Source organism: Arthrobacter sp. NPDC057009 (assembly GCF_042673905.1).
Taxonomy (GTDB): Bacteria; Actinomycetota; Actinomycetes; order Actinomycetales; family Micrococcaceae; genus Arthrobacter.
Window position 1 is genome coordinate 188,923 of the sequence record NZ_JBHUSB010000007.1, and the last position, 20,588, is coordinate 209,510.

19 protein-coding genes are annotated in these 20,588 nt (G+C 66.5%); 9 read left to right on the forward strand and 10 right to left on the reverse strand.

The annotated features are described in order from the left end of the window. Positions 1-21 precede the first annotated feature (21 nt). Complete coding sequence (locus ACFTR6_RS09990; protein ID WP_076799048.1) at positions 22-978, forward strand: spermidine synthase; 957 nt, start codon at positions 22-24, stop codon at positions 976-978. Here the strand turns inward: ACFTR6_RS09990 and ACFTR6_RS09995 are convergent. Beyond that, positions 964-1,881: a LysR family transcriptional regulator gene (locus ACFTR6_RS09995; RefSeq protein ID WP_076803592.1), complete on the reverse strand. Its 918-nt coding sequence runs from the start codon at positions 1,879-1,881 to the stop codon at positions 964-966. The two genes, ACFTR6_RS09990 and ACFTR6_RS09995, sit on opposite strands and share 15 nt — an antisense overlap. Before the next feature lie 169 nt (positions 1,882-2,050). Here ACFTR6_RS09995 and ACFTR6_RS10000 point away from each other — a divergent pair, with 169 nt between their 5' ends. Then, the gene (locus ACFTR6_RS10000; RefSeq protein ID WP_076803591.1) at positions 2,051-2,800 is read left to right on the forward strand and encodes a 3-hydroxybutyrate dehydrogenase; all 750 of its coding nucleotides are present in this window, start codon (positions 2,051-2,053) and stop codon (positions 2,798-2,800) included. Between the two features lie 11 nt (positions 2,801-2,811). Here the strand turns inward: ACFTR6_RS10000 and ACFTR6_RS10005 are convergent, their stop codons facing one another. The 5 genes from ACFTR6_RS10005 to ACFTR6_RS10025 all read right to left on the reverse strand — a co-directional run bounded on the left by ACFTR6_RS10005 (position 2,812) and on the right by ACFTR6_RS10025 (position 6,929). Then, a complete protein-coding gene (locus tag ACFTR6_RS10005; RefSeq protein ID WP_377957783.1) occupies positions 2,812-3,447 on the reverse strand; it encodes a LysE family translocator in 636 nt (211 codons plus the stop codon). A gap of 117 nt (positions 3,448-3,564) precedes the next feature. Further along, positions 3,565-3,783: a helix-turn-helix domain-containing protein gene (locus ACFTR6_RS10010; RefSeq protein ID WP_076799046.1), complete on the reverse strand. Its 219-nt coding sequence runs from the start codon at positions 3,781-3,783 to the stop codon at positions 3,565-3,567. Between the two features lie 45 nt (positions 3,784-3,828). Next, positions 3,829-4,083: a hypothetical protein gene (locus ACFTR6_RS10015; protein ID WP_377957785.1), complete on the reverse strand. Its 255-nt coding sequence runs from the start codon at positions 4,081-4,083 to the stop codon at positions 3,829-3,831. Positions 4,084-4,345: 262 nt separating this feature from the next. Next, a complete protein-coding gene (locus ACFTR6_RS10020; RefSeq protein WP_377957786.1) occupies positions 4,346-5,866 on the reverse strand; it encodes an amino acid permease in 1,521 nt (506 codons plus the stop codon). 145 nt (positions 5,867-6,011) lie between these two features. Then, the gene (locus ACFTR6_RS10025) at positions 6,012-6,929 is read right to left on the reverse strand and encodes an SDR family oxidoreductase (RefSeq protein ID WP_377957788.1); all 918 of its coding nucleotides are present in this window, start codon (positions 6,927-6,929) and stop codon (positions 6,012-6,014) included. A 186-nt stretch (positions 6,930-7,115) separates the two neighbouring features. On the opposite strand from ACFTR6_RS10025, the gene ACFTR6_RS10030 reads away from it, so the two are divergent. From ACFTR6_RS10030 to ACFTR6_RS10045, 4 genes are all read left to right on the forward strand, one after another. Continuing rightward, positions 7,116-7,940 carry an IclR family transcriptional regulator gene (locus tag ACFTR6_RS10030; protein WP_377957789.1) on the forward strand — a complete coding sequence of 275 codons (825 nt, stop codon included), beginning with the start codon at positions 7,116-7,118 and terminating at the stop codon, positions 7,938-7,940. A gap of 183 nt (positions 7,941-8,123) precedes the next feature. Beyond that, the gene (locus ACFTR6_RS10035) at positions 8,124-9,854 is read left to right on the forward strand and encodes a urocanate hydratase (RefSeq protein WP_377957790.1); all 1,731 of its coding nucleotides are present in this window, start codon (positions 8,124-8,126) and stop codon (positions 9,852-9,854) included. Positions 9,855-9,969: 115 nt separating this feature from the next. After that, positions 9,970-11,562: a histidine ammonia-lyase gene (hutH, locus tag ACFTR6_RS10040; protein ID WP_377957791.1), complete on the forward strand. Its 1,593-nt coding sequence runs from the start codon at positions 9,970-9,972 to the stop codon at positions 11,560-11,562. Between the two features lie 165 nt (positions 11,563-11,727). Further along, complete coding sequence (locus ACFTR6_RS10045) at positions 11,728-11,964, forward strand: hypothetical protein (protein WP_076799040.1); 237 nt, start codon at positions 11,728-11,730, stop codon at positions 11,962-11,964. A 106-nt stretch (positions 11,965-12,070) separates the two neighbouring features. Here the strand turns inward: ACFTR6_RS10045 and ACFTR6_RS10050 are convergent, their stop codons facing one another. Next, a complete protein-coding gene (locus tag ACFTR6_RS10050) occupies positions 12,071-12,331 on the reverse strand; it encodes a hypothetical protein (RefSeq protein WP_172411585.1) in 261 nt (86 codons plus the stop codon). 236 nt (positions 12,332-12,567) lie between these two features. Between ACFTR6_RS10050 and ACFTR6_RS10055 the strand changes: the two genes are divergently transcribed. Both ACFTR6_RS10055 and ACFTR6_RS10060 read left to right on the forward strand, forming a co-directional pair. Further along, the gene (locus ACFTR6_RS10055; protein WP_377957794.1) at positions 12,568-13,872 is read left to right on the forward strand and encodes a cation:proton antiporter; all 1,305 of its coding nucleotides are present in this window, start codon (positions 12,568-12,570) and stop codon (positions 13,870-13,872) included. 74 nt (positions 13,873-13,946) lie between these two features. Then, positions 13,947-16,154, forward strand: coding sequence for a transglycosylase domain-containing protein (locus ACFTR6_RS10060; protein WP_377957795.1), 2,208 nt, complete (start codon positions 13,947-13,949; stop codon positions 16,152-16,154). 17 nt (positions 16,155-16,171) lie between these two features. Here the strand turns inward: ACFTR6_RS10060 and hutG are convergent, their stop codons facing one another. Continuing rightward, positions 16,172-17,197: a formimidoylglutamase gene (gene hutG, locus ACFTR6_RS10065; RefSeq protein WP_377957797.1), complete on the reverse strand. Its 1,026-nt coding sequence runs from the start codon at positions 17,195-17,197 to the stop codon at positions 16,172-16,174. A gap of 156 nt (positions 17,198-17,353) precedes the next feature. Continuing rightward, on the reverse strand, positions 17,354-18,796 hold the full coding sequence (locus ACFTR6_RS10070) for an NCS2 family permease (RefSeq protein ID WP_076799036.1): 1,443 nt from the start codon (positions 18,794-18,796) through the stop codon (positions 17,354-17,356). Positions 18,797-18,907: 111 nt separating this feature from the next. Here ACFTR6_RS10070 and ACFTR6_RS10075 point away from each other — a divergent pair, with 111 nt between their 5' ends. Further along, a complete protein-coding gene (locus ACFTR6_RS10075) occupies positions 18,908-19,546 on the forward strand; it encodes a copper resistance protein CopC (protein ID WP_377957798.1) in 639 nt (212 codons plus the stop codon). 44 nt (positions 19,547-19,590) lie between these two features. Here ACFTR6_RS10075 and ACFTR6_RS10080 read toward each other — a convergent pair whose 3' ends face one another. Further along, complete coding sequence (locus tag ACFTR6_RS10080) at positions 19,591-20,223, reverse strand: FAD-dependent monooxygenase (protein WP_076803588.1); 633 nt, start codon at positions 20,221-20,223, stop codon at positions 19,591-19,593. Between the last annotated feature and the right edge of the window lie 365 nt (positions 20,224-20,588).

Here is a 20,588-nt window from a genome sequence, read left to right on the forward strand (position 1 = left end):
GACGGAAGCGGCGGAGAACTGATGGCACGGCGCACCAAGTCAGGCAGCAGGTCCGGTTCCAGGAAGGGCGCGGCGCCCTCCGCTGTGCTGGAGGCTCCCGGTGGAGCGCGCGCAGACGGCCCGGTTGAGGGCGTGTACTACATCGACACCGGCGACTGCGAGCTCATCGCGGACCAGGACAACTCCACAGGCTGGCTCCTGCGCATCAACGGCGTGATGAGTTCGCACATCGACCTTGCCGATCCGCTGTTCCTGGACTTCGAGTACATGCGCTGGATCTCCGCCCTCATCGAATCCCGCTGGGCTCCTGAAACCAAGCCCAGGCTGCGGGGCCTGCACCTGGGCGGCGGAGCCTGTTCACTGGCCCGCTACTTCCATGCCGCCTATCCGGACGCCCGGCAGGTGGTGGTGGAACTGGACGGGAAGCTTGCCGAATACGTCCGGGGCTGGTTCGACCTGCCCAAGGCCCCGCTGCTGCGGCTGCGCGTCGGGGAAGCCCGCGCCGTGACGGAAACCCTGACCCCGGACACCCGCGACTTCATCATCCGCGATGTGTTCGCCGGCGCCGTGACGCCTTTTCCGCTGACCACGGCCGAGTTCAACGGGCATGTCCGGAGGGTGCTCGCCCCCGGCGGGATGTACGTGGTGAATTCGGGGGACGGCCCGGACCTGAAGAATGCGCGGGAGGATGCGGCCACCATCGCGGCCGCGTTCGAACACACCATCATCATCGCGGATCCGGCCATGCTGAAGGGGCGCCGCTACGGCAACATGATCATGGCCGGCAGCGACGAGCCGTTCGACGACGATCCCCGGCTCGTGCGGCGGCTCCTCGGCGGCGCCGTGCCTGCGCACATCTGGAACGACGCCAAGGTACGGGCCTTCGCCGCCGGAGCCCCGGTCCGGCACGATCCCCGGCCTCCTGCTGATACCGGGCCCGGCACGGAGCCCGGGCCGCCGGCTTCATTCAGCGGCTGAGCTGCCGCGTCCCTGCCCCAGCAGCCACGCCCGGTGCGCTCTGGTCTGATCGCGCAGCGCCGACACCACGGCAGCGACGGCCGGGCGGCGCATCGAATCGGGCCGCAGGACCATCCAGTAGGGCAGGCGTTCGGCGATTTTTTCGGGCAGCAGGCGGACCAGGTCCGCGTGCCGGTCGGCCATGAAGCAGGGGAGGAACCCCACCCCGGCACCGGCCCGGGTGGCCTCGACGTGCACGAACACGTTGGTGGAGCTGACACCGTCGCGCATGGCCGGCACCAGCCGCCGCGGCGCATCGAGGTCGTCCACCTGCAGCATGGAGTCCACGAAGTACACGAGCGGGTGGGAGGTCAGGGCCTCCACCGACTCCGGCATTCCGTTGGCCTCGACGTAGGAACGTGAGGCGTACATCCCGAGCTCGTATTCGCCCAGGCGGAACGCTTCGGCGCGGTGCACCTGCGGCTCACCCACCACCACCTCGATGTCCAGCCCCGAGCGTTGCTGGAGCGCGCGCCGCGTGACGGTGACGATCTCCACGCTGAGCCCCGGATGATCCCTCCGCAGCCTTGCCACCGCCGGAGCGGCGATGTACGCACTGAAGCCGTCGGTCGCGGTCATGCGTACGACGCCGGTAATCGGGTCAGGCGGGCGGCCGGACGGTCCCAGCGCGCGCACCGCAGTCTCCACCTGCTCAGCCACCAGCACGGCCTGGGCGCCGAGTTCGGTCAGCTCCCAGCCCCCGGAGGCGCGGGCGAGGACACGGCCGCCCAGGGCCTTTTCCAGTGCGGCGATCCGGCGGGAAACGGTGGTGTGGTTCAGGCCCAGGACCTGGGCGGCGGTGGTGAATTTTGCGGAGCGGGAGACGGCGAGCAGCACCAGCAGGTCGTCCGGGTTGGCATCCATGTCTGCAATTTTGCACGAATCCAGTGCCTGATTAGTCATTGAACCGCGTTCCTTCTGCAGGAATACTCGGGTGAATCGGAAGTGCTGCACGCGTTGGAAGCAGACGGCGTGCGGCACGTGTCAACGTGGACACTTGGAGGAGCAGACTGTGGACGCACAAGGTCCGGACATAGAAAAGAACCTGAACGGCCGCAAGGCCCTGGTCACCGGCGGTGCCAGCGGCATCGGCGCGGCATGCGTGCGGGAACTGGCGGCCAGGGGAGCCAAAGTAGTGGTGGCCGACGTCGACGATGCCGGCGCGGCACGCCTTGCCGATGAGGTGGGCGGCACGTCCTGGGCTGTTGACCTCCTGGACGTCGAGGCGCTGGCCGCGCTGAGCCTGGACTGCGACATCCTGGTGAACAACGCCGGGATCCAGCGCATCAGCCCCATCGAGGACTTCGATCCCGTGGCGTTCCGGCGGATCCTGGCGCTCATGCTCGAGGCGCCCTTCCTACTGATCCGTGCCGCGCTGCCGCACATGTACGCCAACGGCTTCGGGCGCATTATCAACCTGTCATCGGTCCACGGCCTCCGGGCATCCCCGTTCAAGAGCGCCTACGTCTCGGCGAAGCACGGCCTTGAGGGGCTGAGCAAGGTGACGGCACTTGAAGGCGGCGAACACGGCGTCACGTCCAACTGCATCAATCCCGGCTATGTGCGCACCCCGCTGGTGGAGAAGCAGATCGCTGACCAGGCGCGTGTCCACGGGATTCCGGAGTCGGAGGTGCTGGCGAAGGTGATGCTTACCGAGTCCGCGGTGAAACGGCTGGTGGAGCCCGAGGAGGTGGCCTCGCTGGTTGGGTGGCTGTCCTCGGACGCCGCCGGAATGGTCACCGGGGCCAGCTACACGATGGACGGGGGCTGGTCGGCGCGGTGACGCCCCACCCGTCAGCTCTTCGACCCCGTCAGGGCGAGGGTGCCGCCGAGACCGATCATCATCACCCCGCCCGTGGTGGTGACAGCAGCCACCCGGCGGGGTGAACGGGCAAACCATTGCCGGGCCGTTCCGGCGGCGAGGGCCCAGATGCTGTCCGAGACCAGCGCGATGGCCAGGAAGGTGGCGCCCAGCAGGGCGAGTTGGACGGGGATGGCTCCTGCGCCATGGTCGACGAACTGGGGGAGGACCGCCACGAAGAACACCACGGACTTCGGATTCGTGGCCCCGACAATGAAGCCTTCACCCAGAATCCGCCGGGTGGTCGCGGACCGGGACGGGTCAGGCCCTGCCGGGCTGCCGCGACGGTGCCGAACTGCCTGGATTCCCAGGTAAATGAGGTAGGCCGCGCCGGCGAACTTCACCACCGTGAACAGCAGTACTGACTCCGCCAGTATGACGCCGAGTCCAAGTGCCACTCCTGCGATCTGCACGAGCTCCCCGCCCGCATTGCCCAGGACACTCAGCAGCCCGCCCCGCCGCCCCAGGGCCAGCGAGCGTCCGATGACGAACAGGACACTGGGACCCGGGACGGCGATCAGCAGTGCGGAGACCAGGGCAAAGGCCAAGAGGTTCTGCAGCGGAAGCATGCCTGATGGTAGCGCCGTGGCTGGCGGCGGGCCACCGTTGGCGAACCCGAGACGCTGTATTCAGAATTCGCTCCTGTATTCAGAATCCGCTCCGCGGCGTTCAGGACGCGCGGCGCATCAGCTGCGTGGGCCCGGCGGGTTTTCCGTAAGCGGGTTGCCTGAGACCCGGATGTACTCCTCCACAGCTGATTCCGGTACGCGGTAGGACTTGCCGAACCGGTCCGCCGCCAGCGTTCCGGCGCGGACCATCCGGTAGACGGTCATTTTGGACAGCCGCAGGGCTTCGGCAACCTCGGCGATGGTGAGGTACGCGGTGGGCAGGTTGGCGATGGACATGGGATCGGCTCCTTGGTGCTTGGCTGGACTGGAAGGATGCCCCGCCTAGTCCGGCCGCCTCAGTTGCCGGTAATCGTAGAAGTACACCCGGCCGGAGGAACGGATTCCGATCGACCGCCCGTTCTTGACCACGACGGTGCCTTCGCGCCTGCCGTTGAACGGGTCGTCACCCACCAGGACGTCGCCAATCCTGTAGGGGACGGCGGCCGTGCGTGCCCATTTCAGAATCTGGGCCAGGATGCCGGGCGACTTCCCGGAGTGAGCAGTTTGTGCCGGCGCCCCGGCTTGGATTTCCAACATGAGGACCACTCCTTCACAGTGTGACCAATCGTCGAATCACTGGCGGCGCGGGTCCGGTTCATCATCCGGGGTCAGGTCCCCAGCCGGCTGGCACCGTGTAGTCCACTGTAGGAGGGAATCACATGCGTCACATGAGTAACATCTACCTCATTTATCACATGGGGCACTCTTGTAACAAACATTAAGTACCTGTCTTGTCCCCTTTTTACTACTTGTTTTTGCCGATTTCAGCCCTCTGCGGCATTTTTCACGGAAATGCTACTCAGTTTTGGCCGCTGGCGACCACCGGCAGCGGTGAGGTCTCATCCTCAAGGTGGGCCCGTCGTCGTCCGTTGCCTTTGACCCAGAGCCGGTAGGCGACGACCAGCAGTCCCAGCCACGCAGCCCCGACGTAGAGCGCCACGCGGGTGTCCTCGAAGAAGCCGAGCACTCCGATCACGAGCCCCATGAACGCGATGGCGAGGATGGAAGCGGCAGGCCACAGCGGGGAGGGAAAATCCGACGCCGGCAGCCCGTTGCGGGAGATCTCGCGTTTCATCGCCACGTGGGAGGAAAGAATCATGACCCATACCCAGACAGTCGCGAACGTTGCGATCGAGGCGATGAGCAGGAAGACATTTTCCGGGATGACCGCGTTCAGGACCACTCCCACGAGCAGGATTCCGGCCATCATCACCACGGTCATCCACGGCACGCCATGCCGTGAGACGCGTCCGAAGCTTTGCGGTGCGTGCCCCTGCTGGGCCAGGCCGAAGAGGATCCGGCCGGCCCCGAAGATGTCGCTGTTGATGGCGGAAAGTGCGGCGGTGATCACCACGGCATTGAGGATGTGCGGCGCGGCCGGGATGCCGAGGCCGCTGAAGATCTGGACGAACGGGCTCCCGTTGCTGCCCACCTCATTCCACGGGAAGAGGCTCATGAGCACCCCGAGGGTGAGCACGTAGAAGAGCAGGACCCGGACCGGCACCGTGTTGACGGCCTTCGGGATCACTTTCTTGGGGTCGGCGGCCTCGCCGGCCGTGATGCCGATGGTTTCGATCCCGCCGAAGGCGAACATGACGACAGCGAACGAGGCCAGGAGCCCCTCGAAGCCGTTCGGGAACAGGCCCCCGTGTTCCACCAGGTTGCCTAGGCCCGGGGCGGCTGAGGCGTCGCCGTTCTGCAAGCCGAACGCAAGGATGGCTGCGCCGCCGGCGATCATGGCGATAATGGCCGCGACCTTGACCAGCGTGAACCAGAATTCGAGTTCGCCGAACACCTTCACGCTCAGGAGGTTCAACGCCGCGAGGAGGAAGATGATGGCCAGGATCCAGACCCACCGTTCCACCTCCGGGAACCAGAAGCCCATATAGATGCTGAACGCGGTGACGTCGGCGATGGCCACGATTGCCATTTCGAAGACGTAGGTCCAGCCCGTGACGAAGCCTGCCAGGGGCCCAAGGTAGCGGCTCGCGTACTGCCCGAAGGAGCCCGAGACCGGGTGCCGAACAGCCATTTCCCCCAGGGCGCGCATCACCATGAAGACGGCGGCGCCGCCGATCATGTAAGCGAACAGCACCGCGGGTCCCGCCTTCTGGATGGCCGAGGCCGAGCCGTAGAACAGCCCGGTGCCGATGGCGGAGCCCAGCGCCATGAAGCGGATGTGGCGGACGTTGAGCCCGCGGTTCAGGACGTTCTCGACCGCGGTTCCTACGGCGGTGGCGACGGCGGTGCGCGCCGTTCCGGCGGCGGGGCTGGTTCCGCTTTCGGGCACCATTTCGTCTGTGGGTTGGGCTTGTTGCATGCCAATACCTTCTCGTCATTGGGGAGGGGGATCGCTATCCAGCAGACCATGCCCGAGGAGGCTGTGATGAGACTCACGGGCTGTTGGTGTCTTTGATTTCAGACTGTCGGGTTGGGAAGGTCCGCCCGGCTGGACCCCACCCACCTCAGCGATAGCCCGTGGCATCCGCCGGCAGCCCGGCGTCCTGGATCTCCTCCAAATAGCGCCAGCAGTCGGGCCGCGAGCCGTCGACGTCAGTGAAGCCGTACTCCTGCGCCAGCCCGCCGGAGGAGAAGGAACCGCCGGTTCGGCGGTGTACTTCGGGGTCGGCGGCGAGGGCGGCGACCGCACGCCCCACAAAGCGGGGGCTTTCCGAGATGGCTGCGAAGTGCGGATTCGTGGCGGAAGCCTCCTGCCAATTCGTTTCGGTCACGCCGTAGTGTTCGAGCATCATTTCCGAACGCATCCAGCCCGGCGTCAGTGCCACAGCCGTGCAGCCGAACGGCTTCAGCTCCTCGGCCTGGCTAAAGGCGAGCCGCAGGACGGCGGACTTGGCGAGGTCGTAAAACACGGAGAGCCGGTAGTGCGCGGCGTTGTACTCCCGCGTTCCATCGGTCATTTCCACGACCAGTCCTCCCGGCCTCCGGGTAAGGAGCGGCAGTGCGAAGTGGCTGGTGACCAGGTGCGTGTCGACGGCGCCATGCAGCATCCGCAAGCCACCCTCGAGGTCGTGTTCCCACAGGGGTTTGTTCCACTCGACAAGGTTCTCGCCGCCCCAAATGTCGTTCACCAGGATGTCCAGCCGGCCATGCTCGTCATCGATGCGGCGGACCAGCGCTTCCACCTCCGCGGCGCTGAGATGGTCAACGGCCACTGCGACCCCGGTCCCGCCGGCCGCAGTCACCATGGCTGCGGTTTCTTCGATGGTCTCCGGCCGGCGATAGTCCGAGGCCTGGCTTTTGGTAGTGCGTCCAGTGCAGTACACCAGCGCACCGGCCTCGCCCAGGGCCGCGGCGGTTCCCCGTCCTGCCCCTCGTGTGGCCCCTGCGACCAGAGCTATCTTGCCCTCGAGCGGAAATCCCATGCGCAAACGCTACCGCTGCACGGCAGTAAGCGGGATCATCAGCGGAGGAATGTCCGGTATCCCAGACAGGCCGCTGTGCAGCGGCGGGTGAGTGAGGCAGAAAGTGGCGCAAGCTTAGGTACGGGATACCGGACACCTTTCCGGTGAGATCCGCAAAGACAGTCACCAACAAGGCCTGGAGGGCACATGGCGGGCACGCTGACAGCGGCGGCGGCAAAACGGCCGGAATCAGCGGTCAAAGCGAAGGTTCCGGCCGCCGAAAACACGCTGCGGATCCTCAAACTGTTGGCTTCCAAACGGGGCCCGATGGCGGCGTCGAACATTGCCGCGGCACTGGGGTTGCCGCGCTCAAGCGTCTATCACCTCCTGGGTGTGATGGAGGCGAACGGCTTTGTCCTGCACCTGCATGAGGAGCAGCGCTATGGTCTCGGCATCAGCGCCTTCGAACTCAGCTCCGCCTACTCGCGGCAGGAGCCACTGTCCCGGCTGGGGCGGCCAATGCTGGCATCACTCGTCGACGTCCTTGGCGAAAGTGCCCATCTGGCCGTCCTGCACGGACGGGACGTGCTGTACATCGTGGAGGAGCGGGCCAAGAACCGGCCATCCCTGGTGACCGACGTCGGCGTCCGGCTGCCCAGCCACCTCACGGCCAGCGGCCGTGCCATCCTTGCCGCGCTGCCCAAATCCCAGGTCCGTGCCCTGTATCCGAACGCCGCCGCCTTCACCGCCCGGCATGAGGTGGAGGGCGCCATCATGAAGTACTCCGCACTGTCCTCGCACCTGGACCAGGTGCGGCAGCGCGGCTACGCCACGGAACACGGGGAGGTGACGCCGGGGTTTGGTTCCATCGCCGCCGCCGTCACGGATCACCTGGGATGGCCGACGGCGGCAGTAGCCGTCACGTTCCTGGAGGACAAGCTGCCGGAGGACCAGTGGCCGGTGCTCGCCGCCAGGGTCCAGAAGGTCGCCGATGAGCTCTCCGTGCGCATCCATGGGCGTCCGGCGAAATAGGCTTCGCCAACGGCATCCGAGGTAAGCCGTACGAGTCTGGGATACCGGACAGCACCCCCTTGAAACCCCTGTCTGGCCCCGTCCCGAGGGGCTTTAGTTGATACAGAAGCACTTCCCGCTCAACGAAGAATCCGCAACACACCACAGCGAACCACCAGATTCCCGCAACACGAAGGAGCCACCATGGCACCCGCCGATTTCACCACCGGTGCCCGCCCGGTCAAAGCAGCCCGCGGCACCGAGCTCACCGCCAAGTCCTGGCAGACCGAGGCGCCCCTGCGCATGCTCATGAACAACCTCGACCCCGAGGTCGCCGAACGCCCCGATGACCTGGTGGTCTACGGCGGAACCGGCCGGGCCGTGCGCTCCTGGGCAGCGTTCGACGCAATCACCCGCACCCTGGAAACCATGGAGAAGGACGAGACCCTGCTGGTCCAGTCCGGCAAGCCGGTGGGTGTCTTCCGCACCAACGAATGGGCCCCGCGTGTGCTGCTGGCCAACTCCAACCTCGTCGGGGACTGGGCCAACTGGCCCGAGTTCCGCCGGCTCGAGGCCGAGGGCCTGATGATGTACGGCCAGATGACGGCCGGTTCATGGATCTACATCGGTACCCAGGGCATTCTGCAGGGCACGTACGAGACCTTCGCCGCCGTCGGACGCAAACTCACCGAAGACGGACGCCACCCGGCTCCTGCCGTTGAAGGCTCCACCGAGGGCCCGCTGGCTGGCACCCTGACGCTGACCGGCGGCTGCGGCGGCATGGGCGGCGCCCAGCCGCTCGCCGTTACCCTGAACGACGGCGCTTGCCTGATCGTCGACGTCGACGAGACCCGCCTGCGCCGCCGCGCCGGCAAGCGCTACCTCGACGAGGTCGAGACCGACCTGGACGCCGCCATCGCCAAGGTCCTGAAGGCCAAGGAAGAGCGCCGCGGCTGGTCCGTGGGCTACGTAGGCAACGCAGCCGAGGTCTTCCCCGAGCTGCTCCGCCGCCACAAGGCCGGCGAGCTGACCATCGACGTCGTCACCGACCAGACCTCCGCCCACGACCCCCTGTCCTACCTGCCCGAGGGCATCTCGGTGGACGAATGGCACCGCGAGGCAGAGGCCGACCCCGAAGGCTTCACCAAGAAGGCCCAGGCCTCCATGGCCAAGCACGTCCAGGCCATGGTCGAGTTCCAGGACGCCGGCGCCGAAGTCTTCGACTACGGAAACTCCATCCGCGACGAAGCACGCAAGGGCGGCTACAGCCGTGCATTCGAGTTCCCCGGCTTCGTCCCGGCCTACATCCGCCCCCTCTTCTGCGAGGGACTCGGCCCGTTCCGCTGGGTCGCACTGTCAGGCGACCCCGAGGACATCCGCGTCACCGACGAAGCCATCAAGGAGCTGTTCCCGGAGAACAAGCACCTGCACAAGTGGATCGATGCCGCCCAGGAGCGCGTGGAATACGAAGGCCTGCCGGCCCGCATCTGCTGGCTGGGCTACGGCGAACGCGCGAAGGCCGGCCTGCTCTTCAACCAGCTCGTGAAGGAAGGCAAGGTCAAGGCCCCCATCGTGATCGGCCGCGACCACCTGGACTCCGGCTCCGTCGCCTCGCCGTACCGCGAGACCGAGGCCATGGCCGACGGCTCGGACGCGATCGCCGACTGGCCGCTGCTCAACGCCCTGATCAACACCTCCTCCGGCGCCACCTGGGTCTCGATCCACCACGGCGGGGGAGTGGGCATCGGCCGCTCGATCCACGCCGGACAGGTCTCCGTCGCCGACGGCACCGATCTCGCCGCCGAGAAGCTCGAGCGGCTCCTCACCAACGACCCCGGCATGGGCGTCATCCGCCACGTCGACGCCGGCTACGACCGCGCCGTCGAGGTCGCGAAGGAACGCGGCGTCCGCATCCCCATGTCCGAGTCGCGCTGAACAAGCCCACCCCCATCGATTGCTCCGTAACCGCCGTTTTGAGCCCGGAAAAGGGCCATAACGGAGCAATGGATGAGGGGACCCGGCTCCAACCCTCAGATTTAGGAAGATCACAATGACCATCACCACCCATGAACCGCTCACCGTCACCCTCGGGGCCAGCGGTGTCACGGCCGAGGACGTCGTCGCCGTCGCACGCCATGACGCCAAGGTGACCATCTCCCAGGAAGCCCTGGGCACCGTTGCCAAAGTCCGCGCGCACATCGACGAACTGGCCCACAGCGACGTGCCGGCATACGGCATCTCCACGGGCTTCGGTGCACTGGCCAACCGCCACATTCCCGGCGAGCTGCGCACCCAGCTGCAGAAGTCGCTGATCCGCAGCCACGCCGCCGGCATGGGCCCCGCGGTGGAACGCGAAGTTGTCCGCGGCATCATGTTCCTCCGCGCCAAGACGCTGGCATCCGGCCGCACCGGCGTCCGGCCCGTGGTGCTGCAGACCATGGTGGACGTGCTCAACGCCGGCATCACCCCGGTGGTCCGGGAATTCGGCTCGCTGGGCTGCTCCGGCGACCTCGCACCGCTGTCGCACTGTGCCCTGGTCCTCATGGGCGAGGGTGAAGCAACCGGCCCCGACGGCGAACTCTACGGCGGCGCCGGCCAGAGGACAGTTGCCGAACTGCTTGCCGCGCACGGCATCGAGCCGGTGACCCTGGCAGAAAAGGAAGGCCTGGCACTGGTCAACGGCACCGAGGGCATGCTGGGCATGCTCCTCATGGCCATCGCCGACCTGCGGCAGCTGCTGACGACGGCGGACATCACCGCTGCGCTCAGCGTCGAGGCGCTGCTCGGCACGGACCAGGTGTTCCTGCCCGAACTGCACGCCGCCCTGCGGCCGCACCCGGGCCAGGCGGCCAGTGCCGACAACATGCTCCGCGTGCTGTCCGACTCGGCCATCGTCGCCTCACACCGCGTGGGCGACTCCCGGGTCCAGGACGCATACTCGCTGCGTTGCGCCCCCCAGGTTGCAGGCGCCGTCCGGGACACCGTCGACCACGCCGAACTCGTAGCATCCCGTGAACTTGCGGCCGCCATCGACAACCCGGTGGTCCTGCCGGACGGCCGGGTCAGCTCCAACGGCAATTTCCACGGTGCCCCGGTGGCCTATGTCCTCGACTACCTGGCCATCGCCGTCGCCGACCTCAGCTCCATCGCCGAACGGCGGACGGACCGCATGCTGGATCCGGCACGCTCCCACGGCCTGCCGGCGTTTCTGGCCGCCGATCCGGGCGTCGACTCGGGCCTCATGATCGCCCAGTACACGCAGGCCGGGCTGGTCTCGGACAACAAGAGGCTGGCTGTCCCCGCATCGGTCGACTCCATCCCAAGCTCTGCCATGCAGGAGGACCACGTGTCCATGGGTTGGCACGCGGCCCGCAAGCTCCGGAAGGCCGTGGAGAACCTGCGCCGCGTGCTCGCCATCGAGCTGGTGACCTCGGCACGGGCGATCGACCTGCGCACCCAGCTGTCCGGGGGAGAGCTGACGCCCGGGCCCGCAGGGGCTGCGGTCCTCGAAGCGCTGCGGTCCGTCGTCGGCGGTCCCGGCACGGACAGGTTCCTTTCACCCGAGCTGGAGGCGGCCGACCTGCTGGTTGCTTCCGGTGCCGTGCGGACGGCAGCCGAATCCGCCGTCGGAAATCTCGCCTGACGGTGAACAATGTGCACCGCCGGCAAACATTTGCCGGCGGTGCCGAAATACTGCGCAATGCGCCGGGCAGAGAATCTGCGAGTGTAGTAGAACTAATGGTGTAGTGAAAGTCACATCAAAGATGCTGTGGCGTAAAAGAACATCCACAAAGGGGTAGAAGTTCAAATGAAAGCACGCGGGGCAGTCCTGTCCAAACGTATCGCACACGCAGCAACGGTTTCCGACTGGGGAGCGCTGCAGGTGGGCGAGCGGGTCGAGATCATCAAGCATGCGCACGTTATTGCTGCAGGCGAGGTGGAGGAGGTCTCGCGGAGCGGAAACGTGTTGTGGCTCGTCTCCGCCGGGGCACATGAGTCGCAGCTCTTCATGAAGTCCGACGGCGTGCAGGTGCGCCGGATGTAATCCGCCGGCTAAGCCGCGCGGTAGTACGCGAACATAAAAAGCCCCCGACCTTGGATCATTCGGCCTTACGGCCGGCTGATTCCAGGATCGGGGGCTTTTTCGCGTGTTAGGCCGCGATGTCCTCGTGTGTTTCACCGAAGGGAACAGACTCGTCGAGGGCCACCGTGTAGCGGCCTGGCTCAAGGCGCGTGACCTTAATGCCACAGGTGCCTTCCTGGGCGGCCGTGGCGATCAGCGTCTCCACCGCGCTTTCCAAGCCATCGTGGACCTGGTCGGCACTGGTAAAGGCCAGGTCGATGGACCGGACATCCGCGGAGCGAATCACGTTCGCCGGAGCGGTTGGGCGCTCCATGGTTGCTGTGCTCATGTACTGACTTTCTTTGATTCTTGCCGGGGGGCAGTGACCCATTCTACCGTCGACGCCCGGAAAGGTCAGATGACTGTCGTTTGACAGGCATATTTGACGATAGTTGTCTTATCAACCATTCTGCTTCCCGAGGTTCACCGCCCCTGGCCCTGCGGACAGCACAAAGGGCGCCCTCTTTCCTGCTCCGCGCGCTAATGTGGGTCAAGTCTGTGAGACCGACGGCGCAGGAGGTGACCGTGTTCGAAGCTGCCAGCATCATGTTCGCCGCGGCGGGCGTGGCCGTTTTCGTCGCCGCCATCCTGCCCAAGGCGCTGCGGAACCTCCCCGTTTCGATGCCGATGGTCTTCCTCGGTGCCGGGGCCGCCGCTTTCGGCCTGCTCAGGGATCTTCCCAACCCCAGCCCCCTTTCCCACCCGGACCTGACGCTGCATCTCACTGAAATCTGCGTGATCGTCTCCCTGATGGGTGCCGGGCTGGCGCTGGACCGCGCGGTCGGCCGGCGGAACTGGGCCACCACGTGGCGGATGCTCGGCATCGCCATGCCCCTGTGCATCCTCGGCCTGACGCTTTTGGGGCTCTGGCTGCTGGGACTCGGACTCGCCGCCGCGCTCCTCGTGGCCGCCGCCCTGGCCCCCACCGATCCGGTCCTCGCCTCCGAGGTTCAGGTCGGTGAGCCGGCCGACGAGGAGGAGGACACCGACAAGGAGGACGAGGTCAGGTTTGCCCTGACCTCGGAGGCGGGACTGAATGACGGCCTCGCCTTTCCTTTTGTGTACCTGGCCATAGCCATGAGCCTGATGGGGACGGCGCCGTCAGCCTGGTTTCCGGAGTGGTTCGGTGTGGACGTCCTGTGGCGCATCGGAATGGGCGTACTCCTGGGCTACGGCACGGGCAAGGCGCTGGCCCGGCTTTTCTTCTCCGCCCGGCACGACAGCATCAGGCTGTCCAACCACTCCGAAGGCTTCGTTGCGCTGGCCGCCACTTTCCTGGCCTACGGCGTCACGGAAATGCTCGAGGGCTACGGCTTCATCGCTGTGTTCGTCTGCGCGGTCACCATCAGGGCAGCAGAACGGACCCACGGCTATCACCGCATCCTGCACTCCTACGTGGAACAGCTCGAACGGCTCCTGACGGTGGTCATCCTGGTCCTCCTGGGCGGAGCGATAGTGCGTGGCCTGCTGGCCGAGGTCGGCTGGGCCGAGGTGGGCGTGGCGCTGGTTTTCCTGGTCCTGGTCCGTCCGCTGTCCGGCTGGCTGGCGCTGGCCCGCGGCAAGACCGGTCCCCGGGAACGGATCGCCATTTCCTTCTTTGGCATCCGGGGCATCGGGTCGCTGTACTACCTTGCCTACGCGCTCGCCCATGGCGGCTTCGGCGACCAGGCGGAGTACCTGTGGGGCATCATCGGGCTGGTTGTGGCTATGTCCGTGGTGCTGCACGGGGCCACCACTGCGCCCGTTATGAACCGCCTGGACCGGCTCCGGGAGCGCAAGGCGGCCGAGAAATTCGGCGACGAGGGAAAAGCCCCGCACACCCCTGTCTGATGGACTACCTGCGGACCGCAGCCGGAGCCTGCAAATATTCTGCTTTCCGTCCCGTCGTGTGGTGAGCTTGGATCATGGCAGGCAGAAGACTGATATCCCGTACGGCCCTTGCCCTGGCGAAGCTGCTGGGGTTCGTGATTGTCAGCTGCCTGTGCGGGGTCCTTGTGGCCGGCTTCCTGGTGCCCGGAGCTGCCCTGGCCGGCACCTCGGTCAGCAGGTCGATATCCTACTTCAACAGCCTGCCCACCGAGCTCGCGGTGCCTGCCCCGTCGCAGACCACCCGCATGCTGACGGCCGACGGCAAGCTCCTCGCCACGTTCTACGCCGAGAACCGGGTCCGCGTGCCCCTGAAGCAGATGTCCCCGTTCGTCCGGAAGGCCGTCGTCGCCATCGAGGACAGCCGTTTCTATGAGCACAGCGGAGTGGACACGCAGGGCGTGCTGCGCGCTCTCACCAGCAACCTGACCCGCGGCGAGCGGCAGGGCGCCTCCACGCTGACCCAGCAGTACGTCACCAACATTGTGAACGAGTCCCTGATCTCCGAGGGCCGCGAGGACCAGGTGGTGCTCAGCGGGCAGAAGACCATGGGGGACAAGCTGCGCGAGATGCGGCTTGCGATGGCCCTGGAGAATAAGTTCACCAAGGACCAGATCCTCGAGGGCTACCTGAACATCGTCTTCTTCAACCGCAGCGCCTACGGCATCGAGGCAGCGGCCCAGTACTTCTTCAGCGTCCCGGCCAGCAAGCTGAACCTGCCTCAGTCGGCACTGCTCGCGGGACTGGTGAACAGCCCCAGCTTCTATGATCCCGTGGCCAATCCCAAGAACTCCCTTGTGCGCCGCAACCAGGTCCTGGGTGAAATGCTCAAGCAGAAGATGATCACCAAGAAGCAGCATGCGGCCGCCGTGGCCTCCGGCGTCGGGGTGAAGGTCAAGCCCTCACGGCAGGGATGCGCCGCGGCCACCATGGCCCCGTACTTCTGCGACTACGTAACCCGGCTCTTCCTGAACAACCCGGCCTACGGCGCGGACACCGAGGCGCGCGAACAGCGGCTTTTCCGCGGCGGACTGACCATCACCACCACGCTGGACAGCCGGCTGCAGGCCAAGGCACAGGCGCAGGTGAACGCCACCGCCGGCGCCAACCCGGACAAGTGGGGTGCTTCGCTGGTCACGGTTCAGCCGGGCACAGGCAAGGTCCTGGCGATGGCGCAGAACACCGTGTACCTGCCACAGCCGGGGAAGTTCGACACCCAGCTGAACTTCAACGTGGATGCCAAGGACGCGAACGGAAACGACCTCAATGGTGCCGGCGGCTTCCAGCCGGGATCCACCATGAAGCCCTTCACCTTCGCCGAGTGGCTGCACCAGGGCAAGACCATGACCACGGTGGTGGACGCCTCGAAGCGCGAGTACCCGCTGGGTTTCCGCTGGCGGTCCTCGTGCGGGAAGGTGGCCGGCGGCTACAGTACCAAGCAGCGCCGGGCAGGGCTTGAAACGGCCGACGACCTCCAAAACGCCTCGGCGGGTTACTACCGCAAAATGCCGGCCGACTACGGGCTCTACAACTCCATCAACACAGCCACCTTCGCCGAAGCCGCCCAGCTGGACTTCTGCGGAATCCAGAACATGGTCAACGCCGTCGGACTCCGCAGCGGGCTGGACGGAACGCCCGTCAACATGCACCAGCTGGGCAACCTCCTCGGCGGCACCGGAGTGGCCCCCCTGACGATGGCCAACGCCTTCGCCACCTTCGCCGCCGACGGCCGGTACTGTGCGCCGATGGTGCTCGCCGCGGTGACGGACATGGCCGGCAAGAAGCTTCCTGCCGAAGCCCAGCAGTGCAGCAATACCGTGAACAAGAACGTGGTACGCGGCGTGAACAAGGCCCTTCAGGACATGCTCACCAAGGGCTCCGGCATCTACATCAACCCCAAGGTGCAGAGAACCGTGCCGGCGGCAGCCAAGACGGGCACCAACAACAGCAACGGTGCCACCTGGGTGCTGGGCTACACCACAGGCCTGGCCACGGCCTCGTTCTTCGGGGACGCCCTCGAGGGCCAGCAGCGGCCGGGCCGGAACATCACCATCAACGGCAAGCGCTACGACCGCGTGGACGGTTACATGATCGCGGGGCCGCAGTGGGCGAACTACATGCTCCAGGTGGCACGGCTGTACCCCGCTGAGGCCTTCCCGAAGCCGCCGGCGTCGATCGTCAGCAAGCCCGCGGCGAAGCCCAAGGCGCCCGCCAAGCCAACACCTAAGCCCAAACCCAGGGATTAGGCGTTGGCGGGTGCCCCCTAGCCAAGCAGGATGCTGACCAGCCGCGCGGCCACCCGGGCGGTCCGGTTGTCGATGTCGAAGGCCGGGTTCAGCTCTGCCACGTCGGCGTGCAGCAGCTTGCCGCTGGCCACCACCTGGCGGCACACGGCGCTGATCACCGGGAGCGGAACGCCGTACGCGGCCGGGGCGCTGACCCCCGGCGCCACCGCAGCCGGAAGCACATCCAGGTCGATGGTCAGGTAGAGGACGTCGATTCCGCTGAGGAAATCCGCCACAAACGCCTCGGCCGCGCCGGCGGTGCACTCCTCGTCCAGCAGGTACTTCACTCCCAGCTTGTCGGCGGTGCTGAACAGCGCACGGGTGTTGTTGGGTTCGGAAATGCCGACGACGGCGTAGTTCAGTTCGCGCCCTGCGGCCGCTTCCGCGCGGGCCATCTGGAGGAACGGCGTGCCCGAACTCGGGGCCGCCTCATCCCGGAGGTCGAAGTGGGCATCAAGGTTGAGCACGCCCAGCCTCTGGCCGTCACGGACCGCCCGGGACCCTGCCACGCCAAGGTAGCTTGCGTACGCGGTTTCGTGGCCGCCGCCGAGCACCATGGTGAGGCGGCCGCCGTCGAGCAGCGCCGCAACGGCGAGGCCCGCACGGGCCTGGCCGGCCTCCAGTTCGCCGTCGCGGACCACCACGTCGCCCGCATCAGCGACCGGGCGCCCGGAGTGGTAGGCGAGGGGACCGAGCGCACTGCGGATGGCCGCCGGGGCGGCCGCGGCCCCGGTCCTGCCCTTGTTCCGGCGCACGCCCTCGTCGCTGCAGAAGCCGAGGATCGCGGCGGGGCGGGCAGTAGCGCCAGTGCCAGTGCCAGCGTTAGCGTCAGCCGACGGCGTCACCCTGACGGGCGGATCCGCGCGCAAGGGGCTGCCGTCCTGCCGGGTCTGTGAATGAGCGGTGACGGCCTGCCACCACCGGACGTGGGCTTCGCCGTCGCCGTCGTAGCGGCCCGTCCAGGGGCGGGGTTGAACGTCAACTGAGAGCGTGGGAAAGTCCATGCTTCAAGCTCACCGCACGGACACAGCGAAAGCCAGCAGCGCCGCCGTCGTGATGTCTGGAATACCGGAAACGCCCCCATAACGCGAGATGGCACCTGCCGGCAGTGTCTGGATTAAACACCGCCGCCAGGTGCCATCTGGGCGAAAGGGGAGGAACTATTCCATGCCGAGTGCCTGCTCGATCGGTCCGATGCCGAAGAACAGGACGAACGCCGCCGCGACGGCCCACATCAGCGGGTGCACTTCGCGGGCCCGGCCCTGGAAGGTGCGGATGAGGACGTAGGAGATGAAGCCGGCGCCCAGGCCGTTGGCGATTGAGTAGGTGAAGGGCATCAACGTGAAGGTGAGGAAGGCGGGCAGCGCGATGCCCCAGTCCTGCCAATGGATCTTGCCGACCTGGGCCACCATCATGAAGCCGACCACCACCAGGGCGGGGGCCACGGCCTCGAACGGCACGAGGTTGATCAGCGGGGTGAAGAACATGGCCACGAGGAACAGCAGGCCGGTGACGATCGAGGCCAGGCCGGTCCGCGCGCCCTCGCCGATGCCTGCGCCGGATTCGACGTAGATCTGGTTGGAGGAGACTGAGGCGCCGCCGCCGACGATGGCGCCCAGGGCGTCCACCTGCAGCACGCGGTCAACGTTGGGGATGTTGCCGTCCTTGTCCACGGTTCCGGCCTCGTTGGCCAGGCCCACCATGGTGCCCATTGCGTCGAAGAAGATGCTGAGCAGGATCACGAAGGCGAGCAGGGCGGCGGCCACCACGCCGAGGTTGTCGAAGGCGCCAATCGGGTTGGCCTTCCCGATCAGGGACAGGTCGGGGGCCGCCCATTCGGTGAACTGGGGGGCCACCAGGGACCAGCCCTGCGGGTTGAAGTTCTTGCCGTCGAAGCTGGGGCCGATGTGCAGCGTGAACTCGAGGATGACCGCCAGGATGGTGGAGGCGACGATACCGATCAGGATGGCGCCCTTGACGTTGCGCACCAGCAGGGCGATGGTCAGGATCAGGCCGAATACGAACACCAGCGTCGGCCATCCCAGGAGCTTGCCGTCAAAGCCGAGCCCCACCGGAACGGTGGTGCCGGCCGCGTCCGGAACGCGCCGGACGAAACCGGCGTTGACCAGGCCGATGAGGGCGATGAACAGCCCGATGCCCACCACGATCGCGGTCTTAAGCCCGTCCGGAACGGCCCGGAACACGGCGGTCCGGAAACCGGTCAGGACCAGGATCATCATGGTGATGCCGGAGATGACCACGAGTCCCATCATGTCCGGCCAGGTCAGGCCGGGGTTGGTGGCCACCGTCACGGCCACGAAGGCGTTGACGCCGAGGCCCGTGGCCATGGCGAACGGGTGCTTGGCCCAGGCGCCCATGAGGATGGTCAGGATGCCGGCGGCAAAGGCGGTGACGGCAGCCACCGCCTGGAAACCGAGTGTGGTGCCGGAGGAGTCCGCGACGGACAGGATGAGGGGGTTCAGCACCACGATGTAGCTCATGGCGAAGAAGGTGGCAAAACCTCCGCGGATCTCGCGGGAGAGGTTGGAACCCCTTTCTGTGATCTTGAAATACCGGTCCAGTGCAGAGCCCTGCTTAAGCATTAGTCCTCCGGTGAGAGTGTGGGGGTTAGTTGAATCCTAGTAGGTTGCCAGGTGCCGACCCAGCAAATTCGCCTAGTCTGTAAGGAAGTCAACACTAGGAGAAGTCTGCCCATGCGTTTCACCCGCCAGCTGCTGTCCGCCCTCCTTGGCGCGCTCGCGTCCGTTTCCCTGCTCCTGACGGCGGGGCTCCTGACGGCGGTGCCCGCTTCGGCGCACGATGCCGCCGAATCCAGCAGCCCGGCTGACGGCGCCACCGTGGCAACGGCTCCCGAGAAGGTCTCGATCACGTTCAACAACATCCCGCTGGGGCTCGGCTCCCAGGTCAAGGTGACGGATGCCGCCGGAACCGACTGGGCCGACGGCAAGGTGGAGATCGTGGACAACGTCGCTTCGCAGAAGTTGCGGGAGGGTGCACCTGCCGGGAAATACACGGTGGTGTGGCGTGTGGTCAGCTCGGACTCCCATCCGATCGAGGGCACGTTTGCCTTCACCGCCACGGCCGCTGCGGCAGGCGCGACGACGGCGCCAGCCGCGACAACGGCGCCTGTCGCGACCGCCGGCACACCCCAGCCGGGGCAGACCCAGGCCACCGAGACAGCCCCGGATTCCGCGGAGCCTTTCCCCTGGAGCATCGTCATATTCGCCGCCGTGGCCCTCGGCCTGCTCGTCATCCTGGGCATCCTGGCCCGCCGGAAGCTCAGCGCCGGCGACAACGACGGCGCCCACGGCCCGGGAGGGCACGGGGCGTAGGCCCCGCCGCACCCGGACCCGGCCGCCGTCGGGCTTTCAATGCCTCAGATGGCCGCGGCGGGCAGCGCCGGGAAGCTTCCGGTCAGCACGGACGGCACGCTGTCCGGGTAGACCTTCGCCGAGATGGCGCGGCCCACCACCTTGGCCTGCCGCAGCACTTCCTTCGGCGTGGGCGTGATGAGCTCACCCACGCCGACCAGGTAGATGCCGATGGCGCGCATGGTGGCGACCAGGTTGGTGCCGATGGAGATGCCGAGGTCCGTCAGCATGCGACGCAGCTGGCTGTGGGCACAGCGGGTAAGCACAATGTGGTCGGCCAGCAGCACGCCGTCCGGGGTATGCACGGCCCAGCGGTGGAGTGAGGCCTCCGCATCTGGCCCCATCTTGTCCAGCATCACGGCAGAGGTGTCGCTGCGGATGTCCAGGTGGTGGCTCGACGCGTAGTTGCGAAGGTGCCGGAGGATTTCGTTCCGCTCCTGGATCGACGCTGCCTCGGTGTCGTCACGCCGCTGCGGCGCTGGTTTCTGGAACGATTGGCCGATTCCGGGCGATTCAAGCCGGTCGACGATGATTGAATCAACACCCCGTCGCCGGAGTTCGGTGGCAATGGCCAAACCGGGAAGTCCGGTACCGATGACCACAGTGGTGGTCCGTTCTGCGCCGCTGAGACCAGGCATGCTTGACACTACAACTTCCTCCTCGAGAATTTCGAAGCGCAGGGCATCATTGCCCGTGCACCGTCCACTGCCCCAGCAAGCAGACACACGACATCCCCGGACGGCCCCTGGGGGACAATCCGGATCGATGGTGCCTCGACACTACAGAATTTTTTGGTCGCTGAATACCCCTCCGGAAACTTTGGTTTGCAAGGCTTCGAATGGCGTCATCCGCCCGCCCAAAGTCCCACGGAACAGGCACGCGGAACCCGCCGGGAAAAGCCTCTTGGAGGCCCTGCCGAGCCCTGCCGGGTCCGCTTGCTAAGCGGTCGCTAACCGAGAATTATTGGCATTAAGGCAGGCGGTACGAAACCGGGAACCGGACG

Coding starts and splice junctions, on each gene's coding strand:
- ACFTR6_RS09990 (WP_076799048.1), top strand. CDS start 22: ATGGCACGGCGCACCAAGTCAGGCAGCAGGTCCGGTTCCAGGAAGGGC.
- ACFTR6_RS09995 (WP_076803592.1), bottom strand. CDS start 1,881: ATGGATGCCAACCCGGACGACCTGCTGGTGCTGCTCGCCGTCTCCCGC.
- ACFTR6_RS10005 (WP_377957783.1), bottom strand. CDS start 3,447: ATGCTTCCGCTGCAGAACCTCTTGGCCTTTGCCCTGGTCTCCGCACTG.
- ACFTR6_RS10010 (WP_076799046.1), bottom strand. CDS start 3,783: ATGTCCATCGCCAACCTGCCCACCGCGTACCTCACCATCGCCGAGGTT.
- ACFTR6_RS10015 (WP_377957785.1), bottom strand. CDS start 4,083: ATGTTGGAAATCCAAGCCGGGGCGCCGGCACAAACTGCTCACTCCGGG.
- ACFTR6_RS10020 (WP_377957786.1), bottom strand. CDS start 5,866: ATGCAACAAGCCCAACCCACAGACGAAATGGTGCCCGAAAGCGGAACC.
- ACFTR6_RS10025 (WP_377957788.1), bottom strand. CDS start 6,929: ATGGGATTTCCGCTCGAGGGCAAGATAGCTCTGGTCGCAGGGGCCACA.
- ACFTR6_RS10030 (WP_377957789.1), top strand. CDS start 7,116: ATGGCGGGCACGCTGACAGCGGCGGCGGCAAAACGGCCGGAATCAGCG.
- ACFTR6_RS10035 (WP_377957790.1), top strand. CDS start 8,124: ATGGCACCCGCCGATTTCACCACCGGTGCCCGCCCGGTCAAAGCAGCC.
- hutH (WP_377957791.1), top strand. CDS start 9,970: ATGACCATCACCACCCATGAACCGCTCACCGTCACCCTCGGGGCCAGC.
- ACFTR6_RS10045 (WP_076799040.1), top strand. CDS start 11,728: ATGAAAGCACGCGGGGCAGTCCTGTCCAAACGTATCGCACACGCAGCA.
- ACFTR6_RS10050 (WP_172411585.1), bottom strand. CDS start 12,331: ATGAGCACAGCAACCATGGAGCGCCCAACCGCTCCGGCGAACGTGATT.
- ACFTR6_RS10060 (WP_377957795.1), top strand. CDS start 13,947: ATGGCAGGCAGAAGACTGATATCCCGTACGGCCCTTGCCCTGGCGAAG.
- hutG (WP_377957797.1), bottom strand. CDS start 17,197: ATGGACTTTCCCACGCTCTCAGTTGACGTTCAACCCCGCCCCTGGACG.
- ACFTR6_RS10070 (WP_076799036.1), bottom strand. CDS start 18,796: ATGCTTAAGCAGGGCTCTGCACTGGACCGGTATTTCAAGATCACAGAA.
- ACFTR6_RS10075 (WP_377957798.1), top strand. CDS start 18,908: ATGCGTTTCACCCGCCAGCTGCTGTCCGCCCTCCTTGGCGCGCTCGCG.
- ACFTR6_RS10080 (WP_076803588.1), bottom strand. CDS start 20,223: ATGCCTGGTCTCAGCGGCGCAGAACGGACCACCACTGTGGTCATCGGT.